Source organism: Streptomyces phaeolivaceus (assembly GCF_009184865.1).
Lineage (GTDB): Bacteria > Actinomycetota > Actinomycetes > Streptomycetales > Streptomycetaceae > Streptomyces > Streptomyces phaeolivaceus.
This window is the reverse complement of sequence record NZ_CP045096.1, coordinates 2,498,516-2,514,339: the sequence shown is the minus strand read 5'-3', so window position 1 is coordinate 2,514,339 and position 15,824 is coordinate 2,498,516. Positions and strand designations below refer to the sequence as shown.

The following is a 15,824-nucleotide window of genomic DNA, read 5'->3' as shown; positions in this document are numbered from 1 at the left end:
CGCCGGCCGGAGCCGTACGCTCGGGCGGCCCCCGACCCACCCCCTCGTAGAATCACCCCGTGAACGCCCCAGCCACCCCCGCCTCCCCTGCCTCCTCCGCCACCCCCTCCGCCACCCCCTCCGCCACCCTCCGCACCGCGCTCGCCGGGCTGCTCGACGGGCTGCCGCCCAAGTCGGCCACGCAGGCGGTGGAGCGGCTGATCGCGAACTACCGGGGGCGGACGCCGACGGACGCGCCCGTGCTGCGGGACCGGGCGGACGTGGTGGCGTACGCGGCGTACCGGATGCCGGCGACGTTCGAGGCGGTGTGCTCGGCGCTGGAGGCGTTCGCGACGGCGGTGCCCGGCTGGGTGCCCGGTGGTCATGTGGATGTCGGCGGGGGCACGGGCGCGGCGACCTGGGCGGTGAACGCCACCTGGGAGGGTGCCCGGCCCGTGACCGTGCTCGACTGGGCGGAGCCGGCGCTCGCGCTCGGCCGGGAGATCGCCGCGGCGAACCCGGAGCTGAAGGGCGCCGAGTGGCAGCGCGCCCGTATCGGATCGGCGCTCACCATCGCCGACACCGATCTCGTCACCGTCTCCTACGTCCTCGGCGAGCTGACCCCCACCGACCGCGCGGCCGTGGTGGAGGCCGCCGCGACCGCCGCCCAGGCCGTCGTGATCATCGAACCCGGCACCCCCGACGGCTACGCCCGCGTCATCGAGGCCCGGGAGCGGCTGGTCGCCGCCGGGTTCCACATCGCCGCCCCCTGCCCGCACAGCGCCGCCTGCCCCATCGTCCCCGGTGAAGACTGGTGCCACTTCTCGGCCCGGGTCAGCCGTTCCTCCCTGCACCGCCAGGTCAAGGGCGGCTCCCTGCCGTACGAGGACGAGAAGTTCAGCTACGTCGCCGCCACCCGCTTCCCTCCGGACCCGGCCCCCTCCCGCGTGGTCCGCAGGCCCCAGATCCGCAAGGGCCAGGTCCTGCTGGACCTCTGCGAGACCGAGCCCGCCCTCACCCGGACCACCGTCACCAAACGCCACGGCCTCCTCTACCGCGCGGCCCGCGACACCGACTGGGGCGACGCCTGGCCCCCGGCCACCGGGTAAATCGGTTGCGGCGCCCGCACCTCTTCCGGCTATCTCGTCGATCATGTCCACCACCCCACAGCTGGCCGAGATAACCCCCGCCAACCTCGATGCCGCGCTCGGCGTCCGGATCCGTCCCGATCAGGAACACCTGGTGGAGCCGGTCGAGAAGTCGCTGGCCGAGGCGTACGTCCATCCCGGCGTCGCCTGGCCCCGGCTCATCCTGGACGGGGACCGGGCCGTCGGTTTCCTGATGGCCTTCCTCGACATCGACTGGAAGGGCGACGGCTCGGGCACCGACATCCGCTCCGGGCTCTGGCGGCTCAACATCGGCGCGGACGCGCAGGGCCGCGGCTACGGCCGCTTCGCCGTCGAGTCCGTCGCCGCCGAGATCCGCCGCCGAGGCGGCGACCGCCTCTTCGTCACCTGGCACCCCGGCCCCGACGGCCCGGAGGCCTTCTACCTCGGCCTCGGCTTCCGTACGACGGGGGAGACCAGCGGCGGCCAGACGGTGGGAGTCCTGGACCTGCTGGAGCCGACCGGATGACCGCCGGTCCCGCCTCTCCGACCGGGTTCTGCTGGATGGACCTCAAGACCCGTGACCTGCCCGGCACCGCCGCCTTCCTCACCGCCGCCCTGGGCCGGCGCTTCGCCGTGGACGAGGACGACCCGCGCCGGGCGACGAAGATCAGCACGGGGAACGGCCACCGGATCGGCGGGGTCAGCGACCTCGCCCAGCCCTTCTATCCGCCGGGCACGCCCGCCCATATCGCCTACTACCTCGCGGTCGACGACCTCGACCGTCGTACGGACAGGGCGCTGGCGCGCGGGGCCGGTCTCGTCGTCCCGCCCTTCGACGCGGGCGACCAAGGGCGGATGGCCACCCTGGTCGACCCGGAGGGCGCCGGGGTCTCCCTGTGGCAGCCGTACCGATTCGGCGGGTGGCGGTTCCCACCGGGTTCCCCGGGCACCCCGCACCGTATGGTCCTGGCCTGCGAACGACCGGACCGCGCCCGGCGCTTCTACCGTGACGTGACCGGCACGGACCTCCCCGCCGCCGACTTCACCGACAACCACGCCGACGGCACCTACGCCGCCACCGGGCCCGCCGCCCCGCGATGGGAGCTGGCGGTCGGGGTCGACGACCTGGCCGCCGTCGCCGCGCGGGTGCGCGAGTACGGTCGGGGCCTTGCCTCGTGGCCGTACGACCCCGACCGTTCCGTACTGCGGTTGACCAGCCCGGAAGGCCTCCCCCTGCGGGTGGTCCGGCTCCGAACCCGCACCTGATCACGAAGCCTCGTCGGTCGCACGACCCCCCCGGCCGTGCGACCGTCCCGGCGTTCCCCCTGCCCTCCGCCCTTCCTATTCCTCCTATTCCTCCTATTCCTCCTGCTCCCCTTGCCCGGCCCGCCTCTCCTGCTTCTCCTGGAGCTTGCGCAGCAGCTCCCGCTTCTGGGCCTGGGCGTCGAGGCCGCCACCGACGCGGCCGTTCGCGGGGCCGCCGCGCAGGGCCGCGCGGCCCAGGTTCCGGCGGGAGCCGCCGACGCCCAGCATGTTCCCTGCTCCACCTCGGGTCATGACACTCTCCTTCGCTGCGACGATACGGTTCGTCTCGTCTACGCTTCTCACCATGAGGCGAGACGCACCGTCTTGTCAACCTGATAAATTCGGAGCATGGCCAACAAGACCGCCCCTGATTCCGCCCGGCGCAGCGAGAAGTCGCGCCGCGCCATCTACGACGCCGCCCTCGCCCTCGTCGGCGAGGTCGGCTACCAGAAGACGACCATCGAGGGCATCGCGGCCCGCGCCGGCGTCGGGAAGCAGACGATCTACCGGTGGTGGGCCTCCAAGGCGGAGGTGCTCCTGGAGGCGTTCCTCGACCTGAGCGCCCAGGCGGCCGAGGCCGCCGCCCGCCCCGAGGTCGTCGGGGAGCACGCCGAGTACGAGATCCCGGACACCGGGGACCTCGAAGCCGACCTCAAGGCGGTCCTGCGTGCCACCGTCGACGAACTCCTCGATCCCAAGTTCGAGGTCCCCTCGCGCGCCCTGGCCGCCGAGGGAGTGGTCAACCGGCAGCTCGGCACCGAGTTCGTCGGCAAACTGCTGGAACCCCAGCTCCAGCTCTATGTGAAGCGCCTGCGCGCCGCCCAGGAGCAGGGCGCGGTACGCCCCGACATCGACCCCCGGATCGCCCTGGAGCTCTTCGTCTCCCCGCTCGCCCAGCGCTGGCTCCAGTACACGGGCCCCATCTCGTACGACTACACGGACGCACTCGTCGAATACGCCCTGTACGGCCTCGCGCCCCGCTGAGCCCCGTCAACACGCCGCCCGAGTGTGATCAATCCGACCAAGTGGCGCCCAAATGACGTCCGAACGGCGTCCGGGCGGCGGCTGTGACCGGCTCCAAATCCCGCCAAAGCATGTGATAGCCCACCATCCCTGTCCGCACCCCGGCTTCGCCCCACCTACCCCGGATGTGGGCTCCGGCCACCCGCGGCGCAGGATGGTGGGACGATGAAGCATGCTGTCCGCACCACAGCGAGGCGAGGCGATAGATGAGCGCGACGTTCGGCGGCCGGACCGGTCGGCAGGGCAAGTTCTCCGAGTGGCTGCGCGCCCGTCGTCCCGGCCGCCCGCTCGACCAGGGCGCCGACGGCACCGGCCGTGAGGAGCTGCTGATCGCCGCCGCCGCTGCCGGACTCCCGCTCGCGCCCGCCGCATACCCCTCGGGCTTCCGGTGTTCCTGCGACCGCGTCGGCTGTCCCACCCCCGCCCGGCACCCGGTGTCCTTCGCCTGGCAGACGCAGTCGACCACCGACCGCGCCCAGATCGAGCGCTGGGCCCGGCACCAGCCGCAGGCCAACTTCATCACCGCGACCGGCATGGTCCACGATGTGCTGGACGTCCCCTTCGCCGCCGGCAGCGAGGCCCTGGAGCGGCTGCTCGCCGCCGGGATCGAGGTGGGGCCGGTCGCGGAGTCCCAGTCCGAGTCCGGCGAGGGACGGCTGCTGTTCTTCACCCTCACCCGGGGCACGCCCGAGGACGAGGACGAGTGGTGGCCCTGCGAGCTGGACTGCCACCCGGAGACCATGGACGAGCACCCGGGCCTGCGCTGGCACTGCCGGGGGTCCTATGTCCTGGTCCCGCCGGCCCGGCTCCCCGGTGACCTCGACGTCCACTGGGTACGCGGCCCCGAGCACCCCCTGCCGGACCCGCTGAGCCTGCTGGAGATCCTCACCGACGCCTGCTCCCGCCATGTCGGCGAACAGCCGGACCACGCGAACACGGCCTGGCCCTCCCGGGGTTGACCCGACCGGTCCCGAGCCGCCCCGCCTCACCGGCCCGGCTCCATCCGCCCCGCGTCACTCGCCCCGCGTCACTCGCCCTTCGCCCCCGTGAGCCCGCCCACCTGGCTCAGCACCCTCACCTGCTGGTCCGACTCGGTCTTCGCCGGATCGAGGACCGCCTGGTTGTTCACGAACTCCAGGGTCAGGGACTGCTTGGGCTCGCCCGTCATCAGCGCCCGGACGGCCGCGTCGTTGACCGGGATGGTCACGCCCTGCGCGGCGGTCTGCTTCTGATAGGTGCGGGTGGTGAAGAAGACCAGCGCGCCACCGTCCGTGGTGCGCAGCCCGACCGGCGCGTAGTCGCCGTTGGTGAGGGCCTCGTCGATGTACTGCCGTGCCAGCCCCGGCTTCCGCGCGTTCTCCTGCCGCCGGGCCCGCTCCTCGGAGGTGTACGGGCCGTCCGCGAAGAGGGCGCTGTCGTTCTTGAGGTAGGTGACGTACCGGTCGGGCAACTCGGAGGGCTCGACGGAGAGTTGGGTGTCGTCGGGCTGGACGACCTGCGCGTTGCCGTTCTCGTCCTTCTGGAACTCGGGCATGTCGTCGGCGGGGACGACCGTGAGGAAGGACACCTCCCACAGATCGGTCAGCCCGTCCCGGGTGAAGACGAACAGCCAACGGTCCGTCTTGTTGCCCTTGTTGGCGGCGGCGTCGGCCACGAACCAGCGCGGCCAGGCCGCCTTCTCCGGAATCGTGTACGTGACGTCGGTCAGCTTCAGCGGCACATGGTTGGGGTTGCCGCCCGGGTTGAGCTTCGCGCCCGAGCGGAGCTTGCCGCCGTCGATGTCCGCGAGCGCGCCGGTGACCCGGGAGGCGTCCTGGGACTGGTCGTACGCCTTGTCCGCCTTGTTGTACGCGACGGTGAAGTCCTCCAGCGCCCGCGCCGCCTCGCCCTGGGTCGCCGTGGGGACGACCTCCAGATCGCCGCGGACCACCACACACCCGCTCACCGTCAACGACAGCGCGGCCACCGCCGTGGTCATCAGCGTACGAACCGCACGAACCTCGCGAACCGCACGAACCTCGCGAACCGCACGAACCTCACGAAGTGTCCGTGGACCGCGAACCCCGCGCACCCTGCCCCTGCTCATCAGGAATCTTCACCTTCCCCTTCCCGGAGGCGAACCCTACCGGGGCGAGGAACAGCGCGAGCGTCGGGACCAGGTACAGGAGCCAGACCGTGACTTGCAGGACCGTCGGGTCGGGCTGGAAGTTGAACACGCCCTTCAGCAGCGTGCCGTACCAGCTGTCCGGCGGGATCGTCCCGGTGATGTCGAACGCCTTGTCCGTCAGGCCGGGCAGGAAGTCGGCCTCCTGGAGGTCGTGGAAGCCGTACGCGAGGACACCGGCCGCGACCACCACGAGCATGCCGCCGGTCCAGGTGAAGAACTTGGCGAGGTTGATGCGCAGCGCGCCCCGGTAGAACAGCCAGCCGAGCACCACCGCCGTCACCAGGCCCAGCAGTACGCCGATCAACGGGCCCTCGGTACCGTCGCCGGACGCCCGTACGGACGTCCACACGAACAGCGAGGTCTCCAGGCCCTCCCGGCCCACCGCCAGGAACGCGGTCGCCACCAGCGCGCCCGTGCCCATCCGCAGGGCCGCGTCCAGCTTGCCGCGCAGATCGGCCTTCAGATGGCGGGCGGTGCGCCGCATCCAGAAGACCATCCAGGTCACCAGGACCACGGCGATGATCGACAGGGAGCCGCCGAGTGCCTCCTGCGCCTTGAACGTCAGCTCCTGGGAGCCGAATTCGAGGACACAGCCGAACGCGAGCGCCAGCCCGACGGCGACCCCGATGCCGGTCCAGACGGGCTTCAGCGCGTCCCTGCGGTCGGTCTTCACCAGATAGGCGATGAGGACGCAGACGACGAGACTGGCCTCCAGACCCTCCCGCAGACCGATCAGATAGTTCGCGAACACGGCTCAGCCTTCTGTCGTCGAGGGAGAGAACAGTGCCCGGCCCCACCAGTCGTCCGCGTCCCGGACGCCCGGCGGGACCGCGAAGACCGCCGAACCCACGTGCTGGATGTACTCGTTGAGCGCGTCCGCGGCCAGATTGCGCTGGACCGGGATGAACCCCGTGCGCACATCGCGCTGGTAGGCGAGGAAGAACAGGCCCGCGTCCAGACGGCCCAGCCCGTCCGTGCCGTCGGTGAAGGAGTAGCCGCGCCGCAGCAGCGTCGCCCCGTCGTTGGAGTCGGGGTGCGCGAGCCGGACATGCGCGTCCGGCAGCATCGCCTTCAGGAACGGCTCGTCCCGCTCCTTCGCCTTCCCCACCGGCGCGCCCTCGCCCTTGTCACGGCCGAAGATGTCCTCCTGCTCCTGCAGCGAGGTCCGGTCCCAGGGCTCGATGTGCATCCGGATGCGCCGGGCGACCAGATACGAACCACCGCTCATCCAGGCCGAGTTCGCGTCGACGTCCTTCGCGCCGACCCACACGAACCTCTTCAGCCGGGCCGTCTCCGTACCCGCGATGTTGCGGGTGCCGTCCTTGAACCCCATGAGGTTGCGCGGGGTCTGTGCCTCGGGTGTGGTCGAGGAGGTCTTGCCGAACCCGAGCTGCGACCAGCGCACCGACACCTTGCCGAAGCCGATCCGGGCGAGGTTGCGGATGGCGTGCACGGCCACCTGCGGATCGTCCGCGCAGGCCTGTACGCACAGGTCGCCGCCGCTGCGGGCCCTGTCCAGGTTGTCGCCGGCGAACTGCGGCAGATCCACCAGGGCTTCGGGCCGCCGTCCCGCCAGCCCGAACCGGTCGAACAGCGACGGCCCGAAGCCGACCGTCAGCGTCAGCCGGGACGGCCTCAGCCCCAGCGCCTCCCCGGTGTCGTCCGGCGGGGCCTCCGGCAGACCGCCGTACGCGCCGTCGCCGACGGCCTGCCCGGCCGTCATCCGGCGCGCGGCGGCCGTCCAGTCCTTCAGCATCGCCACGAATTCGGCCCGGTCGTCCGTCTCCACGTCGAACGCGGCGAAGTGCAGCCGGTCCTGCACGGGCGTGGCGATCCCGGCCTGATGGGCGCCGTGGAAGGCCACTGCGGCGCCCGCGCCGGGGGAGCCGCCGTCGTCGCCGGTACGGGCGACGGCCGCCGCGCCCCCGGCCGCGGCGGCCCCGAGCGCGAGCCCGGCACCGCCCCAGCCGATCAGCGCCCGCCGGGAGGGGGCACGGGTGTCGGGGGCCTTGGAGGAGGGGGGCTCGTGGGAAGGGGCCTCGGCGGAGGGATCCTCGGTGGCCATCGTCACTTCACCACGGCTGCCGCGAGCTGCGACAGCGGCTCGGCGAGGGCGTTCACGGCGTCCGACAGTTCCTTGCGCTCCGCCTTGCCGACCTTGTCGTAGGAGACGAAGTCATAACCCGTCTTGTCCGCACGGTACTTGTCGAGCAGCGTGTTCAACGCCGCGAACTGCTGGTCGAGTTCCTTCGTCAGCTCCGGGTCGTTCTCGGCGGCGACCGACTTCAGCAGCGCGTACGACTCCTCGGCGCCCTCGACGTTGGCCTTGAAGTCGACGAGGTCGGTGTGCGAGTAGCGCTCCTCCTCGCCGGTGACCTTGCCGGTGGCGACCTCGTCGAGGAGTTCCTTGGCGCCGTTGGCCATGGAGGTCGGGGTGATCTCGGCCTTGCCGACCCGCTTCTGCCAGTCCTCCAGATCGGTCACCAGCTGGTCGGCCAGCTCGGAGTCGCGGGCGGTGAGCTTGCCGTCCTGCCAGAGCGAACGCTCAAGCCGGTGCCAGCCCGTCCAGTCCTTCTCCGGGTCCTGGCCCTCCTCCAGACCGTCCGCCCGCACATCCACCTTCGGGTCGATGTCCCCGAAGGACTCGGCGACCGGCTCGGTCCGCTCCCAGCCGATCCGCGAGGGCGCGTACGCCTTCCTCGCCGCCGCGATGTCCCCGTCCTTGACGGCCTCGGCGAACACCTTCACCAGCGGGATCGTCGCGTCGGCCTGCTCCTGCGCGTACTTGCGGTACGAGGCCACGGCCTTGTCGAGCCGGGGGTCCCGCTTCGCGATCTTGCCGGAGCCGGTGGCGGTGACGTCCTGGCGGATGCCGTCACCCTTCATCCCCGGCTTGCAGGCGATCCGGTAGTCGCCCTCCTTCACCTCGGCGGTGACCTTCTGCTTGGTGCCGGGCCCGATGTTCTCGCGCTCGGTGACCACCCGGTCGTCCGGGAAGAGCAGATACACCTCGGTGACCTTGGAGCCCTTGTTCTCGATGTCCAACTCGACATGGCCCGCCGGGAACTCCTTCTTCGACACCTCGCACTTGGTGTCGGTCGCGGTCACCGCGATCGCCCCGTCCGCGCCCGCACCGCTTTTTTCGGTGCAGCCGGTGAGAGCGGTCAGGGCGGCCACGGTCGTGGCGGCGGTGACGACGGAGAGTCTGAAGGGGCGTCTGAGGGGGCGCATTTCGGCTCCAAGGAGATACACGGGGGACGCACAGGAAAGGCTGGGCCGCCTCATGGTTACATAAGGCTTACCTAACCAATTGCTGTGCGTCCAGTGAATCCCTCTCCTCGGGGCTGGGCGAGCACGACCGGATCACAGTGGCTCAAAACAGCCCCCATACTCCGGTCAAGAGCGGGTCAAGAGCCCCCGATCGAGGTCAAGAACCCTGTTACCCCCGTTTCGGTGTGATCAGGACATCGCCGGTTCGTGGATGCGGGAACACCTCGACCGGCTGCCGGTACACGTCCGACAGCAGTGCTTCCTCGAACACCCCGGCCGGCGGTCCGTCCGCCGCGACCCGCCCGTCGCGCAGGACGGCCACCCGGTCCGCGTACGCCGCCGCGAGCCCCAGATCGTGCAGCACGACCACCACCGCGTCCCCGGCCCGCGCCCGCGCCCGGCACACCCGCAGCACCAACTCCTGGTGCCTGAGGTCCAACGCGGCCGTCGGCTCGTCCAGCATCAGCAGCGGCGCCCGCTGGGCCAGCACCCGCGCCAGCGCCACCCGGGCCCGCTCGCCACCGCTCAGCGCGGAGAAGGGCCGGGCCGCGAACCCGGTGACCTCGGTGACCGCCATCGCCTCCGCGACAGCCGTGTCGTCCTCGTCGTACATGTCCGGCTGCCGCGCCCACGGCGCCCGCCCCATCCGTACGACCTCCTCCACCGTGAACGGGAACGACAGCACCGCCGACTGCGGCAACACCGCCCGCCGCAGCGCGAGTTCGGGCGCCGACCACTCGCCCGCCGGCCGCCCGTGCACCCGTACGACCCCGCCGTCCACCGGCATATCGGCGGCGAGAGCCCCCAACAGGGTTGATTTTCCAGCACCGTTGGGCCCGACGAGGGCGAGCACCTCGCCGGCGCGGGCGGCGATCGACACACCGTGGAGGACTTCGCGGGCGCCGAGCCGGACGCTCACGTCCTCGGCCTCGGCGAGCACGTCACCGGGCCCGGCCGGGGCCGGGGGAGTGGGGGCGCCGGAACCCAGCCGTCCCCGCAGGGACGCCGTGCTCATCCTGAACCTCATGCCCAACCCCCTTGCCTGCGGCGGGTCCTGCGGAGCAGCCAGAAGAAGAACGGGCTGCCGATCAGCGCGGTGAGGACCCCGAGGGGCAGTTCGGCGGGCTGGACGATCGTGCGGGCCGCGAGATCCGCCGCCAGCAGCACGACCGCCCCGGCGAGCGCGCTCCCCGGGATCAGGAACCGGTGCCCCGGCCCGGCCGCCATCCGCAGCAGGTGCGGGATGACCAGCCCGACGAACCCGATGACCCCCGACACGCTCACGGCGGCGGCGGTCAGCAGCGCGACGACCAGGATCAGCACGATCCGCAGCCGCTCCACGTCCACCCCGAGATGCCGGGCCGGCCGCTCGCCCAGCGCGAGCAGATCCAGCCGCCGCGCGTAGAAGGGCGCCACGATCAGCCCGATCGCCGCGCACGGCAGCACCGCGAGCACCTTCGGCCAGGTCGACTGCGCGAGCGAGCCCAGCTGCCAGAACGTGATCTGGTTGACGGCCGCCGTGTCCTCCGCCAGGAAGATGAACAGCCCGATCGTGGCCCCCGCGAACGCGTTCACCGCGATCCCGGTGAGGATCAGCGTCACGACCTCCGTACGCCCGCCCGACCGGGACATGGCATACACGACCAACACGGTGATGAGACCGGCGACGAACGCGAAGACGGACACCGTCCAGTTCCCGAGGAACGTGATCCCGAACGCGATCGTGGCGACCGCGCCCACCGCCGCGCCCAGCGACACCCCGATGACACTCGGTTCCGCCAGCGGGTTCCCGAAGATCCCCTGCATCAGCGCCCCCGCGCAGCCGAGCGACGCCCCGATCAGCAGCGCCAGCACGATCCTCGGGAACCGCACGTTCCACAGCACCGACTCGGGCACCCGCTCCAGCTCCGCCCCGCCGAGCCCGATCCGATGGACGACCGAGGAGATCACATCACCGGTGGGGATCGGATAGGCCCCGAGCCCACCGGCCACGGGCACCAGGACGAGAAGGGCGGCGACGAGTCCGACGGTGAGGAGGAGAGGGGCGCGACGGCGGGCGGAGGCGGAAGCGGGGGCGGCGGGCACGGGCGCGGTGGGCCGGGGCTCACCGGACTCCCGGCGCCCACCGGACTCCCTGGGCCCGTCGGACCTCTCCGGCTCGACCGGCTCCACCGGCTTGTCCAGTACGGTCACTTGGTCCTCTCATGGGTGGGATCTGCCGCGCCCGATCGCCGTCCCGCACTGCGGTGACCTGGCACGACCCGGGGCCGGTTGATGTTTCAATGCGGGGGTGACCGACTTCGACGTGCTGCGTGTGTTCTGCGGACCCCGCGGCGGATACGGCAACGAACTGGGCGTCGTCCGCGAGGGCTCCGTCATGCCCGACCGCGCCGAGCGCCAGGAGTTCGCCGCCAAACTGGGCTTCGGCGAGACCGTGTTCGTGGACGACCCCGAGCGCGGTGTCATCGACATCTACACCCCCTCGCTGCGCCTGCCCTTCGCCGGAAACGCCTGTGTGGGCGCCGCCTGGCTGCTGGACGTACCCGAACTGGTCACCCCGGCCGGTGTGGTCGGGGCCCGGCTGGACGGCGAGTTCAGCTGGATCGAGGCCCTGCCGGAGTGGGCCCCGCCCCGTACGTTCCGCCAGTACGCCTCCGCCGCCGAGGTCGACGACCTGCGCGTCCCCCCGCCCGGCGAGCGAAGCGAGATGGGGGTCCCCCCGGACGAAGTCTGGGGGAGGATCTACGCCTGGGCCTGGGAGGACGAGGCCGCCGGCCGTGTCCGCGCCCGCGCCTTCCCCGGCCGCGACGACGGCGTCGACGAGGACGAGGCCACAGGAGCGGCGGCCCTCCAACTCACCGCCCACCTCGGCCGAGCCCTGAACATCACCCAGGGCACAGGTTCCCAGCTCCTGACGGCCCCGCAGCCGCACGGCTGGGTGGAGGTAGGCGGCAGAGTCTTCCTGGAGCGATAGGGCGCCTTCGGTAGCCAGGGGGGTACCCCGTGCTTTTAAGGGGCGCGGGGAACCGCGCGACCAGCCCCCACCCACCCGCGGCGAACAACCGACCCCCCGGCGGAGCCGTCACGCGCTCAACGGAAACTCTTCCCCCAAGGCAAGAAAGACCGCGGTGTTGAGCGCGAACGCCCGCTTGCACTCAGTCACGATCCGCTGCTTCTCCAGATCATCGGCCCGCACCCCGTCCAGCAGCTCCCGGTACCCCCGCTTGAACGCCGCCGGGTTGGTGATCTCCTCGAACACATAGAACCGGACCCCGTCGCCCTTCTTGGCGAAGCCCCACGTCTTCTCGGCCCGGTCCCGGATGATCTGCCCACCGGACAGGTCCCCGAGATACCGCGTGTAGTGGTGGGCCACATAACCGCCGGCCCAGGTGCGCGCGCACTCGGCCACCCGCCCCGCGTACGCCTCGGTCGCCGGCAGCGCCGTGAGGGTCGTCCGCCAGTCGGGGCCGCGCAGATGCTCCAGGTCCCGCTCCAGCGCGGGCAGCCGCATCAGCTCGGGCTGGATGAACGGCCCGGCGACCGGGTCACCGGCCAGCCCCGGCGCGGCGCTCTCCAACGCCTCGTACACGAACCACAGCTGCTCGGTGTACCGCGTGTACGCCTCGACGCCGAGTTTGCCGCCCAACATGTCGCCCATGAACGTCGTGGACTCCGCCTCGGTGTGCTGCTCGTGCGAAGCGGTGCGGATGAGCGTGGAGAACGCCGTGGCGTCAGTGTCCGACGCGTGCATCGCGTTCATGAGGGCCTCCGGGCCGATATGAGGATGGACTGGGATGGACGAGAACCTGCGGCCATTTTCCATGGTTAGGTTTACCTAAGTCAACAGGTTCCCGACTCCCTGTCGGTAAAAACGTTACCCCGAATCCCCGCCGGTCCCTCAGGGAATCCGCGCAAGAGAGAACCCGCCGTCCGGCGGAGGCCGGGCGGCGGGCTGCGCCGAGGCGGTGTCGATGCTGTGCTACGGCAGGGTGAGGATCTCCGCGCCGCTCTCCGTCACCACCAGCGTGTGCTCGAACTGCGCGGTCCGCTTCCGGTCCTTCGTCACGACCGTCCAGCCGTCGTCCCACATGTCGTAGTCGTACGACCCGAGCGTCAGCATCGGCTCGATCGTGAACGTCATCCCGGTCTGGATCACGGTCGTGGCGTGCGGGGAGTCGTAGTGCGGGACGATCAGCCCGGAGTGGAACGACGAGTTGATCCCGTGCCCGGTGAAGTCCCGCACGACGCCGTACCCGAACCGCTTCGCGTACGACTCGATGACCCGCCCGATGATGTTGATCTGCCGTCCGGGCCGCACCGCCTTGATGGCGCGGGCGAGCGACTCCCGGGTCCGCTCGACGAGCAGCGAGGACTCCTCGTCCACGTCCCCCACCAGGTAGGTGGCGTTGTTGTCGCCGTGCACGCCGCCGATGTACGCCGTCACGTCGAGGTTGACGATGTCGCCGTCGTTCAGCACGGTCGAGTCGGGGATGCCGTGGCAGATGACCTCGTTGACCGAGGTGCACAGCGACTTGGGGAAGCCGCGGTAGCCGAGCGTCGACGGATAGGCCCCGTGGTCGCACATGTACTCGTGCGCGACCCGGTCCAGCTCGTCCGTGGTGACCCCGGGGGCGATGTGCTTGGCCGCCTCGGCCATCGCCCGCGCGGCGATCCGGCCGGCGATCCGCATCGCCTCGATCGTCTCGGCGGTCTGCACCTCCGGCCCGGTGTACGGAGTCGGGGCGGGCTTGCCCACGTACTCGGGTCGGCGGATGTTCCCCGGGACGGGGCGGGCGGGGGAGAGCTTCCCCGGTGCGAGCAGCGACTGGCCAGACATGCCAGCGATTTTAACCAGCGGTCGCGGGGGACCATGCTGGGTACGTCGTGACGACTGGTGAAGGGAACTGAAGGTCATGCCCCTGTTCAAGCGGCGCACGGTCGGCAAGCCCGGCGAGTGGTTCTACTGCCTGGAGCACAAGAAGGTCGAAGAGGGCCCCGACTGCCCCGGCAAGGACCGTATGGGCCCCTACGCCTCCCGCGAGGAAGCCACCCGGGCCATGGAGACGGCCCGCGAACGCAACGCGGAGTGGGAGACGGACCCGCGCTGGCACGACGCCCCGTCCGGGGAGCCCGACGCCTGATCTCCCGGGCCGCCCTTTCGTACTCCGCCGGGGTGGAGGTCACCACTCCGCGAGGGTGGGGTCACCACTCCGCGGGGGTGGAGGGGCGGCCGTCGTGCGGGGCCCGGTGGCGTGCGGGGGCGCCGGTGCCGGCCTCGCGCGGGGCGGGTGCCGTGCGGTCCCACTCCGTGTCGCCGAGCACCATGTCGGGGTCGAACATGACGATGACGGCGGCGATCAGCAGGACCACGAGCGGGCCCGCGAGCATGGCCAGCAGGAACGACAGCAGATCGGCGGAGGACTGCGAGACGGCGGACCGGCCGGTGAGATGGACGGAGACGGAGGCCATGCCGGTGTAGTGCATCCCGGTCACGGCCACGCCCATCACCATGCTCGCCCCGAGGCTGGCCCACAGGGTGTGGATGGAGACCGCCGCCCACAGGGCCGCCGTGGCCGCCGCGACGGCGATCACGACGGAGAGGACCACCGTCGCGGTGTCGTAGTGGAGCGTGCCGTTGGTGTGCACGGCGGCCATACCGAGGTAGTGCATGGCCGCGACCCCGAGCCCGGTGATCGTGCCGGCCGTCGCCAGCGTCAGCGGGGAACCGCCCCGGTGGCCGACGAGGAACACCCCGACCGCGACGACGCCGATGGCGACGGCGAGGCTGAGCAGGGTCTTCGTGGTGTCGTAGTCGACCAGCGCGCCCTGGACGTTGAAGCCGATCATGGCGATGAAGTGCATGGTCCAGATGCCGCAGCCGATGGATATCGCGCCCAGGGTCAGCCACCCGGCCCTGCGGTGCGGGCGTCTGAGCGAGCGGGTCGTGCACCGCAGCCCGAGCGCCGCCCCGAGGCAGGCCATCAGATACGCCGCGACCGGGGTCGCGGCGCCGTAATAGAAGTTGGAGACGGTGGCGTTCATGTAGGGCCCTCCCCTGGCGCACATGAGATCCGACTCGGTTCGGCGGCTCGAACGACTGATTCAAGCCATTTGGCCGAGGTGGCACGATTCAATCACACTGTGCGCACACTTCCCACACACAGTGGTGATCATTGGTTGAATCGAGGACGACCGCCCGGGGATCGCGCGGGGTGCGGCGGACCGGGATCACCAGTGGGTGGGCGGCGGTGAGGTCAGCTGGTCGGTGAGGCGGGAGAGGCGGTCACGGAAGCGGCGCCGCCCGCGCGGGACCGGCGGCGCGTTCTCCCCGACGGCCGCGCCGACCAGGTGCTGCACGGTGTCCAGGTCGACATCCGGTTCGGCGGGCGCCGCCAGCGCCTCGTGGGCCAGCGCGTCCAGCTCCCGGTCGCCGGTGTCCAGCGCGAGCACCGTCGCCCCGGCCCGCCGCGCGTCGTGCACCCGCTCCAGCAGGTCGGCGCCCGGCGCGGAGGGCGCCACGACGAGCAGGGTCTCGCCCCGCCGGGCCGCCGACACCCGGCCGAGCCCCACCGCGAGATGCGCCGGATCCGAGGGCCGCGCCCGATGCCGTACGAGCGTGGGGGACAGCTCCGGCGTACCCGACCAGGCCGCCTCGTCCACCAGATGGGCCGTGAGATGCCACGGCTCGTACTCGGCCGTCCCCACCAGCAGCAGCCCGCCGCCGTACGACACCACGGACCCCCGCAGCGCCCCCGCGAACCGCCGGGTGGCCGCCAGCCACTCGGTCCCGGCGAGCACGTCACGCAACAAAGCGACCCTTACGGCATCCATGCGCCCGCATCCTGCCGCAACCGGACACTCGTGACCCGGAGTTCACCCGGAATTAGCCCGCGGCGGGCACGCACGCCGCACCGGCGGAACCGAAGCCGGCCCCGGAATCGAGCCGCACCCCACCCCCACAGCTCACCGTC

General features: G+C 71.5%; 18 protein-coding genes. 7 read left to right on the top strand and 11 right to left on the bottom strand.

Translation table 11 applies throughout. From position 1 onward, the window contains the following. Window positions 1-59 precede the first annotated feature (59 nt). From F9278_RS11760 to F9278_RS11750, 3 genes are read left to right on the top strand one after another with little or no spacing between them, the layout of a single operon-like run. A complete protein-coding gene (locus F9278_RS11760; protein ID WP_404818870.1) occupies window positions 60-1,088 on the top strand; it encodes a small ribosomal subunit Rsm22 family protein in 1,029 nt (342 codons plus the stop codon). A 43-nt stretch (window positions 1,089-1,131) separates the two neighbouring features. Beyond that, window positions 1,132-1,614: a GNAT family N-acetyltransferase gene (locus F9278_RS11755; protein WP_152168282.1), complete on the top strand. Its 483-nt coding sequence runs from the start codon at window positions 1,132-1,134 to the stop codon at window positions 1,612-1,614. Then, window positions 1,611-2,354, top strand: coding sequence for a VOC family protein (locus F9278_RS11750; RefSeq protein WP_152168281.1), 744 nt, complete (start codon window positions 1,611-1,613; stop codon window positions 2,352-2,354). The genes F9278_RS11755 and F9278_RS11750 overlap by 4 nt, the downstream gene beginning before the upstream one ends. A 93-nt stretch (window positions 2,355-2,447) precedes the next feature. Here the strand turns inward: F9278_RS11750 and F9278_RS11745 are convergent, their stop codons facing one another. Beyond that, window positions 2,448-2,645 carry a DUF6243 family protein gene (locus F9278_RS11745; RefSeq protein WP_152168280.1) on the bottom strand — a complete coding sequence of 66 codons (198 nt, stop codon included), beginning with the start codon at window positions 2,643-2,645 and terminating at the stop codon, window positions 2,448-2,450. 96 nt (window positions 2,646-2,741) lie between these two features. Here F9278_RS11745 and F9278_RS11740 point away from each other — a divergent pair, with 96 nt between their 5' ends. Then, window positions 2,742-3,377 (top strand): TetR/AcrR family transcriptional regulator, encoded by a 636-nt coding sequence (locus F9278_RS11740; protein WP_152168279.1) that lies wholly within the window; start codon window positions 2,742-2,744, stop codon window positions 3,375-3,377. A gap of 245 nt (window positions 3,378-3,622) precedes the next feature. Then, complete coding sequence (locus F9278_RS11735) at window positions 3,623-4,375, top strand: bifunctional DNA primase/polymerase (protein WP_152168278.1); 753 nt, start codon at window positions 3,623-3,625, stop codon at window positions 4,373-4,375. Between the two features lie 68 nt (window positions 4,376-4,443). Here F9278_RS11735 and F9278_RS11730 read toward each other — a convergent pair whose 3' ends face one another. From F9278_RS11730 to F9278_RS11705, 6 genes are all read right to left on the bottom strand, one after another. Next, a complete protein-coding gene (locus tag F9278_RS11730; RefSeq protein WP_226966702.1) occupies window positions 4,444-5,394 on the bottom strand; it encodes a hypothetical protein in 951 nt (316 codons plus the stop codon). Between the two features lie 58 nt (window positions 5,395-5,452). After that, entirely contained in the window at window positions 5,453-6,334 is an 882-nt protein-coding gene (efeU, locus tag F9278_RS11725) for an iron uptake transporter permease EfeU (protein ID WP_152168276.1), read from the bottom strand. A gap of 3 nt (window positions 6,335-6,337) precedes the next feature. Continuing rightward, window positions 6,338-7,648, bottom strand: a complete 1,311-nt coding sequence (efeB, locus tag F9278_RS11720; RefSeq protein WP_152168275.1) for an iron uptake transporter deferrochelatase/peroxidase subunit — start codon at window positions 7,646-7,648, stop codon at window positions 6,338-6,340. 2 nt (window positions 7,649-7,650) lie between these two features. After that, the gene (efeO, locus tag F9278_RS11715; RefSeq protein ID WP_152168274.1) at window positions 7,651-8,814 is read right to left on the bottom strand and encodes an iron uptake system protein EfeO; all 1,164 of its coding nucleotides are present in this window, start codon (window positions 8,812-8,814) and stop codon (window positions 7,651-7,653) included. A gap of 208 nt (window positions 8,815-9,022) precedes the next feature. Beyond that, window positions 9,023-9,868 (bottom strand): heme ABC transporter ATP-binding protein, encoded by an 846-nt coding sequence (locus F9278_RS11710; protein WP_152168273.1) that lies wholly within the window; start codon window positions 9,866-9,868, stop codon window positions 9,023-9,025. A gap of 8 nt (window positions 9,869-9,876) precedes the next feature. Continuing rightward, window positions 9,877-10,938, bottom strand: a complete 1,062-nt coding sequence (locus F9278_RS11705) for a FecCD family ABC transporter permease (RefSeq protein WP_152173806.1) — start codon at window positions 10,936-10,938, stop codon at window positions 9,877-9,879. Between the two features lie 205 nt (window positions 10,939-11,143). On the opposite strand from F9278_RS11705, the gene F9278_RS11695 reads away from it, so the two are divergent. Further along, on the top strand, window positions 11,144-11,827 hold the full coding sequence (locus tag F9278_RS11695; RefSeq protein ID WP_152168272.1) for a PhzF family phenazine biosynthesis protein: 684 nt from the start codon (window positions 11,144-11,146) through the stop codon (window positions 11,825-11,827). Window positions 11,828-11,935: 108 nt separating this feature from the next. On the opposite strand, the gene F9278_RS11690 is transcribed toward F9278_RS11695, so the two are convergent. Continuing rightward, window positions 11,936-12,604 (bottom strand): biliverdin-producing heme oxygenase, encoded by a 669-nt coding sequence (locus F9278_RS11690; protein WP_193241985.1) that lies wholly within the window; start codon window positions 12,602-12,604, stop codon window positions 11,936-11,938. Window positions 12,605-12,832: 228 nt separating this feature from the next. Beyond that, window positions 12,833-13,690: a type I methionyl aminopeptidase gene (gene map, locus F9278_RS11685; RefSeq protein WP_152168270.1), complete on the bottom strand. Its 858-nt coding sequence runs from the start codon at window positions 13,688-13,690 to the stop codon at window positions 12,833-12,835. A gap of 76 nt (window positions 13,691-13,766) precedes the next feature. Between map and F9278_RS11680 the strand changes: the two genes are divergently transcribed. Continuing rightward, entirely contained in the window at window positions 13,767-13,994 is a 228-nt protein-coding gene (locus F9278_RS11680) for a hypothetical protein (protein WP_152168269.1), read from the top strand. A 61-nt stretch (window positions 13,995-14,055) separates the two neighbouring features. Here F9278_RS11680 and F9278_RS11675 read toward each other — a convergent pair whose 3' ends face one another. After that, a complete protein-coding gene (locus F9278_RS11675; protein ID WP_152168268.1) occupies window positions 14,056-14,895 on the bottom strand; it encodes an MHYT domain-containing protein in 840 nt (279 codons plus the stop codon). Window positions 14,896-15,081: 186 nt separating this feature from the next. Continuing rightward, the gene (locus F9278_RS11670) at window positions 15,082-15,684 is read right to left on the bottom strand and encodes a hypothetical protein (protein WP_152168267.1); all 603 of its coding nucleotides are present in this window, start codon (window positions 15,682-15,684) and stop codon (window positions 15,082-15,084) included. Between the last annotated feature and the right edge of the window lie 140 nt (window positions 15,685-15,824).